Source organism: Streptomyces ovatisporus (assembly GCF_042653885.1).
In the GTDB taxonomy this organism is placed as follows: Bacteria; Actinomycetota; Actinomycetes; order Streptomycetales; family Streptomycetaceae; genus Streptomyces; species Streptomyces ovatisporus.
Window position 1 is genome coordinate 764,382 of record NZ_JBHSFH010000004.1, and the last position, 12,172, is coordinate 776,553.

9 protein-coding genes are annotated in these 12,172 nt (G+C 71.2%); all 9 read left to right on the top strand.

The window, feature by feature from the left end; translation table 11 throughout:
• Positions 1-160 precede the first annotated feature (160 nt).
• The 9 genes from rimP to ACFPA8_RS08355 all read left to right on the top strand — a co-directional run bounded on the left by rimP (position 161) and on the right by ACFPA8_RS08355 (position 12,125).
• The gene (rimP, locus tag ACFPA8_RS08315) at positions 161-709 is read left to right on the top strand and encodes a ribosome maturation factor RimP (protein WP_386444524.1); all 549 of its coding nucleotides are present in this window, start codon (positions 161-163) and stop codon (positions 707-709) included.
• Between the two features lie 2 nt (positions 710-711).
• A complete protein-coding gene (nusA, locus tag ACFPA8_RS08320) occupies positions 712-1,758 on the top strand; it encodes a transcription termination factor NusA (protein ID WP_386444527.1) in 1,047 nt (348 codons plus the stop codon).
• A gap of 61 nt (positions 1,759-1,819) precedes the next feature.
• Positions 1,820-2,107: a YlxR family protein gene (locus tag ACFPA8_RS08325; RefSeq protein ID WP_386444746.1), complete on the top strand. Its 288-nt coding sequence runs from the start codon at positions 1,820-1,822 to the stop codon at positions 2,105-2,107.
• 153 nt (positions 2,108-2,260) lie between these two features.
• On the top strand, positions 2,261-5,317 hold the full coding sequence (gene infB, locus ACFPA8_RS08330) for a translation initiation factor IF-2 (RefSeq protein WP_386444530.1): 3,057 nt from the start codon (positions 2,261-2,263) through the stop codon (positions 5,315-5,317).
• A gap of 113 nt (positions 5,318-5,430) precedes the next feature.
• Positions 5,431-5,727: a DUF503 domain-containing protein gene (locus ACFPA8_RS08335; RefSeq protein ID WP_386444533.1), complete on the top strand. Its 297-nt coding sequence runs from the start codon at positions 5,431-5,433 to the stop codon at positions 5,725-5,727.
• Between the two features lie 15 nt (positions 5,728-5,742).
• Positions 5,743-6,204, top strand: coding sequence for a 30S ribosome-binding factor RbfA (gene rbfA, locus ACFPA8_RS08340; protein ID WP_386444536.1), 462 nt, complete (start codon positions 5,743-5,745; stop codon positions 6,202-6,204).
• A gap of 3 nt (positions 6,205-6,207) precedes the next feature.
• Entirely contained in the window at positions 6,208-7,149 is a 942-nt protein-coding gene (gene truB, locus ACFPA8_RS08345) for a tRNA pseudouridine(55) synthase TruB (RefSeq protein ID WP_386444539.1), read from the top strand.
• Positions 7,150-7,370: 221 nt separating this feature from the next.
• Positions 7,371-11,075 (top strand): trypsin-like peptidase domain-containing protein, encoded by a 3,705-nt coding sequence (locus tag ACFPA8_RS08350; RefSeq protein ID WP_386444542.1) that lies wholly within the window; start codon positions 7,371-7,373, stop codon positions 11,073-11,075.
• A gap of 81 nt (positions 11,076-11,156) precedes the next feature.
• Positions 11,157-12,125, top strand: coding sequence for a bifunctional riboflavin kinase/FAD synthetase (locus ACFPA8_RS08355; RefSeq protein WP_386444545.1), 969 nt, complete (start codon positions 11,157-11,159; stop codon positions 12,123-12,125).
• Positions 12,126-12,172 lie beyond the last annotated feature (47 nt).

The following is a 12,172-nucleotide window of genomic DNA, read 5'->3' on the forward strand; positions in this document are numbered from 1 at the left end:
GGCCGCCCTTGTTGCCCCATGCGTACCCGAACGTTCCTGACTTCCCGCGCGGATCCCCCATCTGGTCGGCGGTGCGCGCGGCAGACGTTAGGCTTGGGACGGCGAACGCCCCCCTGTCACGAGGCCCTACAACAGCACACGCGGCCGAGGAGTCACCCGGATGAGCACCACCCAGAGCGAGAGGCTGCGCGGGCTGCTGGAACCGCTCGTCGGCAAGAAGGGGCTGGACCTCGAAGAGGTCGAGGTGACCCCCGCCGGCAAGCGTCGCGTCCTCCGAGTCGTGGTCGACTCCGACGACGGAGTCCGCCTGGACACCTGCGCGGAGCTGAGCCGGTCGCTCTCGGCCGTGCTGGACGAGACGGACGTCATGGGCGGCAATCCCTACGTCCTGGAAGTGACCTCCCCCGGCGCCGACCGCCCCCTGACCGAGCAGCGGCACTACCGCCGGGCCTCGGGTCGGCTGATCAAGGCGAATCTCACCGAGGCCGCCGGGGGCGGCGAGGTCACCGCCCGTATCACGGCCGTGGACGACGAAGGCGTCGATCTCGAGGTGCCCGGCGTGAAGGGCCGCAAGCCCACCCGGCGCAGGCTGGCCTTCGGCGACATCGCCAAGGCCCGGGTCGAGATCGAGTTCAATCGCAAGGCCGCCGAGAGCACAGTGCAGGACGGGTCCGCGGCCGCCGACGAGGAAGGCAAGGAGGAGGCGTAGCCGTGGACATCGACATGAGTGCCCTGCGCGGGCTGGTGAGGGAGAAGGAGATCTCCCTCGATCTGCTGATCGAGGCGATCGAGTCCGCTCTCCTCATCGCCTATCACCGCACCGAGGGCAGCCGCCGTGACGCGCGTGTGGAGCTGGACCGCAAGACCGGACACGTGACGGTGTGGGCGAAGGAGAGCCCGTCCGAGCTGGAGGAGGGTGCGGAACCCCGCGAGTTCGACGACACCCCCAGCGGCTTCGGCCGGATCGCCGCCACCACTGCCAAGCAGGTCATCCTGCAGAGGCTGCGGGACGCCGAGGAGGAAGTCACCTTCGGCGAGTACGCGGGCCGCGAGGGCGACATCGTCGCGGGCGTCGTCCAGCAGGGCAAGGACCCCAAGAGCGTGCTGGTCGACATCGGCAAACTGGAGGCCATCCTCCCGCCGCAGGAACAGGTGCCCGGAGAGGACTACTCGCACGGCACCCGTCTGCGTACGTACGTGGTCCGGGTCGCCAAGGGCGTGCGCGGACCCTCCGTGACGCTTTCGCGCACCCATCCGAATCTCGTCAAGAAGCTCTTCGAGCTGGAGGTGCCCGAGATCGCCGACGGATCGGTCGAGATCGCCGCCATCGCCCGGGAGGCCGGCCACCGTACGAAGATCGCCGTACGCTCCACACGCTCCGGGCTGAACGCCAAGGGCGCCTGTATCGGCCCGATGGGCGGCCGGGTCCGCAACGTCATGGCGGAGCTGCACGGTGAGAAGATCGACATCGTCGACTGGTCGGACGATCCGGCGGACCTGGTCGCTCACGCGCTCTCCCCGGCACGTGTGAATCAAGTCGAGATCGTCGATCTCGCCGCACGCTCGGCCAGGGTCACGGTGCCCGATTACCAGCTGTCCCTGGCCATCGGCAAGGAAGGGCAGAACGCCCGCCTCGCCGCCCGGCTGACGGGCTGGCGCATCGATATCCGCCCGGACACCGCGGACACTGCGGACGCCGGCGAGACCGTCTCCGCAGAGCCCGAATCAGCCTCCGGACACGCTGCCGAGCAGGGCTGAAACCATAAGGGTGCCGCTTACCCCCGAAGGGGTGCAGCGGTACGGGGAGGTAGACTTGGCGGTGTCTGGCCGGACGCAAGTCCGAGCATGCCCACAGCGCACTTGCGTGGGCTGTCGGAAGCGCTCGGACAAACCCGATCTGCTGCGCGTGGTGCTGACCGCGGGCCGGTGCGTCCCCGATCTTCGGGGTACGCTGCCCGGCCGGGGCGCGTATCTGCATCCCGCGTCTGCGTGCTTCGAGCAGGCCGTGCGCCGAAGGGCGTTCAACCGGGCCTTCAGAGGCCCGGGCCCGTTCGACGTGGCGGAGCTGCACCGGCAGGTGGAGCAGATCGAGCAGACGAAACCGTAAGACAGTCCGTTCGGAACCCTCCGTTCGGAGAGGTACCTCGCGAGTCGGAAGTAGGTCGAGATTGCGATGAGCACTCGATGAGTACGCGTGAGTACGCCCATGCATAAGTAGCGAAGGTCCGGCGGATGAGCCCCCCGGACCGTAAGGAGCGAAGTGGCTAAGGTCCGGGTATATGAGCTCGCGAAGGAGCTCGGAGTCGAGAGCAAGGTCGTCATGGCCAAGCTCAACGAACTGGGCGAGTTCGTCCGCTCGGCGTCCTCGACAATCGAGGCGCCGGTGGTTCGCAAGCTGACAGACGCCTTCGACGCGGGCGGCGGTGCCGGTGGCGGCACCGCCAAGAAGTCCGCGGCGAAACCGGCGGCGCCGAAGAAGGCAGCCGCCAAGCCCGCAGCCCCCAAGCCGGGCGGTGCGGCCAAGACAGGCGCGGGAAGCGCCAAGCCTGCCAAGGCGCAGGCACCCAAGCCCGGCGCTCCGGCGCCGGCGCCGGAAGCGCCGGTAACTCCCGCTCGGCCCGCCGCAGGCGAGGCCGGGGGTCCTGTCACGCCGGCGGCTCCCGCCGCGGAGGGTCCCAAGCCGGGTGCCCCCAAGCCGGGGCCGGCGAAGCCGGAGTTCACCGCGCCCGCGGCGGCGGAAGCCGCCAAGCCGGGTGCGGCGGCTCCGAAGCCGGGGCAGGCTCCGAAGCCGGGCCAGGCACCCCGGCCCGGTCAGAGCCAGGGCCAGGGCGGACGCGGCGGTCAGGGCGGCGCGCGTCCCGGCCAGGGTGCGCCGAAGCCGGGTGCCCGGCCCTCGGGTCCGCGTCCGGGCAACAACCCCTTCACGTCCGGTGGTTCGACCGGTATGGCGCGTCCGCAGGCGCCGCGTCCCGGCGGTGCGCCCAAGCCGGGTCAGCCCCCGAAGCCCGGGCAGGGCCAGGGCGGCCCGCGTCCGCAGGCTCCGGGCGGCCGTGCGACTCCGGGCAACATGCCGCGACCGCAGGGCGGCGGCCAGGGTGGTCCGCGTCCCGGCGGTGGCGGCGGCAACCGCCCCAACCCCGGCATGATGCCGCAGCGCCCCGCTGCTGCTCCCCGTCCGGGTCCGGGCCGCGGTGGCCCGGGTGGCGGTCCTCGTCCCGGTGGTGGCGGCGGTGGCCGTCCCGGCGGTGGCGGCGGCGGCTTCGGCGGTCGTCCCGGTGGTGGCGGCGGTGGCCGTCCCGGCGGTGGCGGCGGCGGCTTCGGCGGTCGTCCCGGCGGCGGTGGCCGTCCCGGTTTCGCCGGACGTCCCGGCGGCCCCGGCGGCCGTGGCGGAACGCAGGGTGCCTTCGGACGTCCCGGCGGTCCGGCGCGTCGTGGCCGCAAGTCGAAGCGGCAGCGCCGTCAGGAGTACGAGCAGATGCAGGCGCCGTCGGTCGGCGGCGTGATGCTGCCGCGCGGCAAGGGCGAGACCGTACGGCTCTCCCGCGGCGCGTCGCTCACCGACTTCGCGGAGAAGATCAACGCCAACCCGGCGTCGCTGGTCCAGGTGATGTTCAACCTGGGCGAAATGGTCACCGCGACGCAGTCCGTCTCCGACGAGACGCTGAGCCTGCTCGGCGAGGAGATGAACTACGTCGTCCAGATCGTCAGCCCGGAGGAGGAGGACCGCGAGCTTCTCGAGTCCTTCGACATCGAGTTCGGCGAGGACGAGGGCGGCGAGAGGGCGCTCATGCCGCGTCCGCCGGTGGTGACCGTCATGGGTCACGTCGACCACGGTAAGACGCGGCTGCTCGACGCGATCCGCAAGACCAACGTCATCGCGGGCGAGGCCGGCGGCATCACCCAGCACATCGGCGCCTACCAGGCATCGACCGAGGTGAACGACGAGGAGCGCAAGCTCACCTTCATCGACACCCCCGGTCACGAGGCGTTCACCGCCATGCGTGCGCGCGGTGCCAAGTCGACCGACATCGCGATTCTCGTGGTGGCGGCCAACGACGGCGTCATGCCGCAGACGATCGAGGCGCTGAACCACGCCAAGGCGGCAGAGGTGCCGATCGTCGTCGCGGTCAACAAGATCGACGTCGAGGGTGCCGACCCGACCAAGGTGCGCGGTCAGCTGACCGAGTACGGCCTGGTGGCCGAGGAGTACGGCGGCGACACCATGTTCGTCGACATCTCCGCGAAGCAGGGCGAGAACATCGACGCGCTGCTCGAAGCGGTCGTACTGACCGCGGACGCCGCGCTCGACCTGCGGGCCAACCCGGAGCAGGACGCACAGGGCATCGCGATCGAGGCCCACCTCGACCGCGGCCGTGGCGCCGTGGCGACGGTGCTGGTCCAGCGGGGCACCCTGCGGGTCGGCGACACGATGGTCGTGGGCGACGCCTACGGCAGGGTCCGGGCGATGCTCGACGACAAGGGCGAGAACATCAAGGAAGCGGGTCCCGCGACCCCCGTCCTGGTCCTGGGTCTGACCAACGTCCCGGGCGCAGGCGACAACTTCCTCGTGGTCGAGGAGGACCGTACGGCCCGTCAGATCGCCGAGAAGCGTGCAGCCCGCGAGCGCAACGCCGCATTCGCCAAGCGCACCCGCAGGGTCTCCCTGGAGGACCTGGACAAGGTGCTCAAGGCGGGCGAGGTGCAGCAGCTCAACCTCATCATCAAGGGCGACGCCTCCGGTTCGGTCGAGGCCCTGGAGTCCTCGCTGCTGCAGCTGGACGTCGGCGACGAGGTCGACCTGCGCATCCTGCACCGCGGCGTCGGTGCGGTCACCGAGACCGACATCGACCTGGCGACGGGCTCGGACGCCATCGTCATCGGCTTCAACGTCCGCGCCGAGGGGCGTGCGACGCAGATGGCCGAGCGCGAGGGCGTCGACGTCCGCTACTACTCGGTGATCTACCAGGTCATCGAGGAGATCGAGGCAGCCCTCAAGGGCATGCTCAAGCCGGAGTACGAAGAGGTCGAGCTCGGTACGGCGGAGATCCGCGAGGTCTTCCGCTCCTCCAAGCTCGGCAACATCGCGGGTGTCCTCATCCGGTCCGGCGAGGTCAAGCGGAACACCAAGGCCCGCCTGCTGCGCGACGGCAAGGTCGTCGCGGAGAGCCTCAACATCGAGGGGCTGCGCCGCTTCAAGGACGACGTCACCGAGATCCGTGAAGGTTTCGAGGGTGGTATCAACCTCGGCAACTACAACGACATCAAGATCGATGACGTCATCGCGACGTACGAGATGCGGGAGAAGCCCCGCAGCTGACGCTGCGGACACGCCCAACTCGCCGTACGCGCCGAGCGCATGAGCCGGTCCGGGGCCGGTCGGCGGAGGAAACTCCGTCGATCGGCCCCGGCGGCATCTCGTACGATCACCGCGTGTATGTGGGGACTCTCTCGATCGACCTGTTGCTGGGCGACGTCCGTTCGCTCAAGCAGAAGCGCTCCGTCGTCCGGCCCATCGTCGCCGAGCTGCAGCGGAAGTACGCGGTGAGCGTGGCGGAAGTGGCCGACCAGGACCTTCACCGCCGCACCAGGCTCGGTCTGGCCGCGGTGTCGGGGGACGCGGGGCATGTGACCGATGTACTGGACCGGTGCGAGCGGCTCGTGGCCGCCCGGCCGGAGGTGGAACTGCTGGCGGTACGGCGGCGCTTCCACGGAGAAGATGACGATTAGCAAGGAGACGGACCAGTGGCCGACAATGCACGGGCTAAGAGGCTGGCAGACCTCATCCGTGAGGTGGTCGCGGAAAAGCTGCACCGGGGTATCAAGGACCCGCGGCTCGGCACACATGTGACCGTCACGGACACCCGCGTCACCGGGGACCTGCGGGAGGCGACCGTCTTCTACACGGTCTACGGGGACGACGAGGTCCGCAAGGCAGCTGCCGCCGGGCTGGAGAGCGCGAAGGGCGTGCTGCGTACGGCGGTCGGGGCGGCGGCAGGTGTCAAGCACACGCCGAGCCTCACCTTCGTCGCCGACGCCCTTCCCGAGAACGCCCGTACGATCGACGATCTGCTGGCACGCGCCAAGGCATCCGACGAGGAGGTCCGCAAGGCCTCCTCGGGTGCGGACTACGCGGGCGGGGCCGACCCCTACCGCAAGCCGGGCGAGGACCAGCAGGACGAGGACCAGCCGGACGAGGACGAATGACCTGTGGCACGTAAGAAGGACAACGGACCGGGCGGGCTCGTCGTCGTCGACAAGCCCGCCGGTTTCACGTCGCACGACGTAGTGGCGAAGCTGCGGGGCATCGCCCGCACGCGGCGGGTCGGGCACGCCGGCACGCTGGATCCGATGGCCACCGGAGTGCTCGTCATCGGTGTCGAGAAAGCGACACGGCTGCTGGGGCATCTGGCCCTCACGGAGAAGGAGTACGTCGCGACGGTGCGCCTCGGGCAGAGCACCGTGACGGACGACGCCGAGGGCGAGGTCACCGTTGCGAAGGACGCCTCCGGCATCGCCCGTGAGGCGGTCGATGCGGCGGTCGCGCAGCTCACGGGTGACATCCGGCAGGTGCCGTCCAAGGTCAGCGCGGTCAAGGTCGACGGCAAGCGTTCCTACCAACGGGTGCGCGAGGGCGAGGAGTTCCAGCTTGCCGCCCGCCCGGTCACCGTCTCCGCCTTCGACGTGCACGACGTGCGCGAGCAGCAGGCCGAGGACGGCACACAGGTCACCGATCTGCTGGTGTCGGTGGTGTGTTCCTCCGGCACGTATGTGCGCGCGCTCGCGCGTGACCTGGGCAGCGAACTGGGCACGGGCGGACATCTGACGGCGCTGCGGCGTACGCGGGTCGGACCGTACCGGCTCGAGGACGCCCGCACGCTGGAGGAGCTGCAGGGGGAGGTCGACGGTGGTGCCGCCCTCTCGGTGCTGCCGCTCCACGAGGCCGCGGCTGCGGCGTTCCACCGCTGGGACGTCGATGAGGAGCAAGCCCGTCTGATCGGCAACGGGGCGCAACTGCGCATGCCCGTCGGAGAGTTCAGGGCTGAGGGGGACGATCCGGTGCCCGTTGCCGTCTTCGGTCCGGACGGCCGCTTCGTGGCGCTCGTCGAGGAGCGCAAGGGGCGAGCGAAGAGCCTGGCCGTCTTCGTGTAGAGGAGGCACGGCCCGCACGCACGCCCCGTGGGCCCCGTTCACTCCAATGGCCGGGCGCTCGGTGCGAGCCGACGGCGTGGCGGGGGGCGCGTTCCCTGCATGGCCTGCCCCGCTGATCAACTCCCGTCTACCGTCAGGGAATCGGGGGAGGATCCAGCAGGTTCGGGCGAGTTGGACGGTGCGTGATGGGAGCGGGAGCGGTGCTTGCGGAGCCCGTATCGGTGAGGATCTGCGATCTGGCCGGGCGGCCCCGGGGCAGCGGCTTCTTCGCCGACCACAGCGGCACGGTGATCACGAGTCACGAGGCCGTGGACGGTCTCGGCCGCCTCGTCGTGCACGCCCCCGACGGACGGAGCCATCTGGCAAAGGCTCACGAGATCATTCCGCTCCCGGAACGGGACCTGGCGCTGATCCGTACGGAGGGCCTGCGCGCCGCTCCACTGGTCATCGGGGACGGACAATCCCGGGCGGCGGGAACAGCCGTACGGCTGCGCACAGGCCACACCCCCGCTCGGCCCTCGTCATCCGGGGCCGGGTGCTGGACGGACGCGCAGCTGGCCGGGAAGACCTGCGTCACCTACACCTCGACGGACCGCTTCTACACGCTGAACGGCGTGATGGAGCTGGCGATGCCGGAGGCCGCGGCAGTCGAACTGCACCTGAGCAGCAGGGCGTCGGGATCCCCGGTCGTCGACGCGGCGACAGGAGCGGTGCTGGGCGTGCTGGGCACCGCACTGCACACGCCGGACCGGACGGCTTGCTTCGCGGTGCCCCTGATCGACGTCGAACTGTGGGAGAGCGAAGGGGAGTTGCAGGACGTCCTGGCGCGCAACGCGGAGACCGTGCCCGGATACGGTCCCGACCTCAACCCCGCGGGGGTACTCGCCCTGACGGAGGAGTCGCTCAAGCCCGTCGCGGAACGCGCGCGGCTGCATGTGCGCCGGCCCCGAGTGGCCGACGCGCTGCGCCGGTTCCCCAGCAGCGACGCTTCGGTCGTCGCCCTCGTGGGGAGGCCGGGCACGGGGCGCAGCACGGAACTGGCCGCCCTCGCCGCCCAGTGCTCCGGCGACGCGACTCCTGCTGTGTGGCTGCGCGGCGCCGCACTCCGGGCGGGCGACGGCAGCGTACGGGAGGCAGTGGGACGGGCGTTGGCGGAGGCCGCACGCACCGTCGCCGCAGGTTCTGGCGTGTCGTGCGCGAGTGGTGCGCGCGGTCTCCGCCTCCCGGCCGGGGAGGAGAGCGCTTGGGAGCGCGCGCCGAGTGCGGACGTCGTGGCACGGCTGGCGCGGGACGGCCGGCGCCCCCTCCTGGTACTTCTGGACGCGCCGGAGGAGATGCCCGCCGCGCTCTTCCAGGAGTTGAGGCAGTGGATCACCGGCACCGCGAGCTGGCTACGGGCGTCAGGCGCGCGGATGGTGCTCGCGTGCGGTCCCGAACTGTGGGAGCAGGCAGGCGAGTTCTTCCCCCGCACGATGCTCCATGCCGGGCAGCCGGAAGCGGGAGCCGCAGTCGCCGACGCAACGGAGGGGTCGGCGCTGCCGCCGTGCGTACGGCTCGGTCCCCTGCCCTCCGGGGCGGCGGCTCAGGCCCGCGAACGGTACGGACTCGACGAGTACGCCCTGGCCGAGAGCGACAGAGGGCATCCGCTGGCGATGCGGATGCTGGCCGAAGTGCGGGCCGCACTGGGCGTCGACGCCCGCAAACAGCGACACGGCGCCACCGGTGTGACCGACGACACCGGCATCGCCGGCGCTCCCGCCGGCACCTGCGGGGCTCCCGGAGAGGGCCTGTCCGCCCAGTGCGACGCGCCTGTGCCGCCGCCGGCCCACCGCTCCGAGTTGTTCTCGGCGCACCTCGACCTGACAGCGTTGCGCATCGCCCGCCGCGTGGCCGTCGCACAGGGCCGTACCGAACACAGCGGTGACGTACGGCGGCTGGCCGCACGGGCTGCGGGCGCACTGCACGAGGCGGCACGCCGCTGTCTGGGCATGGGCCGGGGCGCGGTCGCCCGCGCCGACCTCGCGGAGGTCTTCCCGCAGACCGGCGGCTGGGCTTCGGCAGTGCTCACCGAGGGAGTGCTGGAGCCGGCGGGGAACGGATTCCGGTTCGCCGACGAAGAGTTCGCCGACTGGCTCCAGGGACGCCACCTCGACCTGGACGCGTCGCTCGCGGCACTCGTGCACAGTCAGGACGGAACCACGGCGGCTGTCACCGTCCCCCGCCACCGCATCGGACCAGTCGTGCAGGCTCTGCTGCTGTGCTCCGAATCGGCAGGCCCGGAATCGCTGCAGCAGCGACTTCTGCCGCTGACCGCCGTCTGCTTCGCGGAAGGCAGACCGGAGGGCTCCTGGTGGGCCTCGCGACTGCTGCTGGAGACACTGCTGCGCGTGCCGGACGCCCAGCCGTACAGCCGTGTGCTGCGCGCACTGGCCGAGCACATCGGCGTGGACGGCCGGACCGGTGTGTTCGGGCCCTGGTTCTGGCGGAGGGTCGGGCTGCCGGCGGCCCGGAAGACCGAGCTGCTGCGTCTGATGCTCCCTGCCGACCCACCGCACGGTACGGACGACGACCACGGGCCTGAGCGCTTTCTGGACGTGGTGGGCGACCTGCTGGCCGCCGAGCCCAGAGCCGTACAGCCGCTGCTGTGCGCCTGGTTCACCGACCGCCGGAAGCTCGACTGCCGAGCCGACGCCGGTTGTGGCCCTTCACCCACTGTGGCCTCCGCAGCACAGGCATTGCTGTACGCGCACCGTGCAGCAGCTCCCGGGCAGTTGCTGGACCTGCTGATCGACGCCTGCCATCCCCACGCAGACGAACTGCTCGGAGAAGTCGCACAGGACGAACCGACTGAACTGTGCCGTGCAGTGGAGCGCTGGGCGGCCGACGACCGCAGCCTCCGACGGGTCGCCGCCGCCGAATACGGGCTGCGGCTGGCCGTCGGTCCTGCCCGCACCGGCAGTGACGGCGAGGCAGCGCGACGAACGTCCCTGCAGCATGCCGCCATGGCACTGTTGGAGCGCCCGGCCGAACAGTCCCTGCACGAATACGCCCTCGCACTGCTCCTGCGTGTCGACGACGACTGGGAGCGGCATCTGGACGCGGCGCTCGACAAGCTGGCCGCCACCGGTGCTCCGGTGCTCTCCGATGCGCTCACCGCGGCCCTTCGCGAACGGTCTGAAGCTGTGCTGGCCGCGTTCCGCAGACGTCTCTGCCAACCGGGCAGTGGCACACACCACCTGGTGGGGGCACTGGCGAACGTCCGCGACCCCGATCTGGCACGGCCGACGGCGGAGCTCGTACGCGAGTACGCCGAGCTGCGGCCGGAACGGGCAGGTGAGCCGCTGGCCGCCTTCGTACGCCTCCGGCTCACGCACCGCGGCGGGGGCCGCGCCGGGCTGGAGACGCTGGTGGACGCACTGCTGACCTCGCCGTACGGCTCGCTGCGGGCGAGTCTCGCCCGCATGCTCGCCGCCGTCCCGGAGGACCCGGTGCGGGACGAGTTGCTGGACGTGCTGCTCCTGGGCGAGTGCGACCTGGACGTACTGGACGCCGCCCTGGCGGGGGCTCTGGAGGCGGCAGCCCACAGCGGTACCGCGGACGAGCCCGAGGGGGAGCGGCCGGCGGCACCGGATGCGGAGGATCGTCCCGGGGCGAGCGAGCCGTTCTGTGCCGGACAGGGTCAGGGAGAGCTCGTACGGCGTCTCGGCCTGCTGATGGCCCGTACGCCCGAGGGCGCGGCCTGCTACGACCGCCGACTGACCGGTCTGGCGCGCGAGCGGCCGGACTTCGGCCGGCTTCTGCGGTCCTGGGCGGCAGCAGAACCGGCCGCGTGGACAGCCGTCGCCGGAGCTGTTCCCGGGGCGTGGACGGCTGTGGCAGGACCGGGAGTACGCGGCGCGAGCGAGGCCCTGGCCGACTGCGTGTAGACGCGGGTCCGGTGCGGGTGCTGCTCAGCGGCATGGCACCCTTGGACCGGCGAAACCATCGGCATCGGCGAGGAGCAGGACGTGCAGCGCTGGCGTGGCTTGGAGGACATCCCGGAGGGCTGGGGGCGCAGCGTCGTCACCATCGGCTCGTACGACGGGGTGCACCGGGGGCACCAGCTGATCATCGGCAGGACGGTGGCACGCGCCCGTGAACTCGGCGTGCCCGCAGTGGTCGTCACCTTCGATCCGCATCCCAGCGAGGTCGTACGGCCGGGCAGCCACCCGCCGCTGCTGGCGCCGCACTCGAGGCGCGCCGAACTCATGGCCGAGCTGGGTGTGGACGCGGTACTCGTACTGCCGTTCACAGCCGAGTTCTCCCAGCTCTCAGCCGCCGACTTCGTGGTCAAGGTCCTGGTCGACAAGTTGCACGCCCGCAGCGTCGTGGAGGGACCCAACTTCCGCTTCGGACACAGGGCGGCAGGTGATGTCGCGTTCCTCGCCGGGCTGGGGACGACCTACGACTACGACGTCGTGGTCGTCGATCTCTACGAACGGGGCACGGCGGGTGACGGCGAGCCCTTCTCCTCGACGCTGGTCCGGCGGCTCGTCGGCGAGGGTGACGTGCGGGGCGCCGCCGAAGTCCTCGGACGTCCGCACCGCGTCGAGGGCGTGGTGGTGCGCGGCGCACAGCGTGGCCGTGAACTCGGCTACCCCACTGCGAATGTGGAGACCGTGCCGCACACCGCTGTCCCTGCCGACGGCGTCTACGCGGGTTGGCTGACGGCTGACGGCGAGCGGATGCCGGCAGCGATCTCGGTGGGCACCAACCCGCAGTTCAACGGCACCGAGCGCACTGTCGAGGCGTACGCGATCGACCGCGTGGATCTCGATCTGTACGGGAAGCACGTCGCCGTCGACTTCCTGGAGTACATCCGCGGGCAGGAGAAGTTCGACACCCTTCAGGCCTTCCTGGAGCGGATGGCAGGGGACGTCGACCGCTGCCGGGACCTGGTCGCCCAGGCCGGGGACGGCCCGGCGGCCTCGGTCTGACCGTGGCCCGGGCCTCTGGCGCCGCGAGCGGCCGGGAGAGACCGGGG

What these genes read in the sequence shown, in the direction of transcription:
- rimP (WP_386444524.1), top strand. Translation starts at nt 161, where the DNA reads ATGAGCACCACCCAGAGCGAGAGGCTGCGCGGGCTGCTGGAACCGCTC.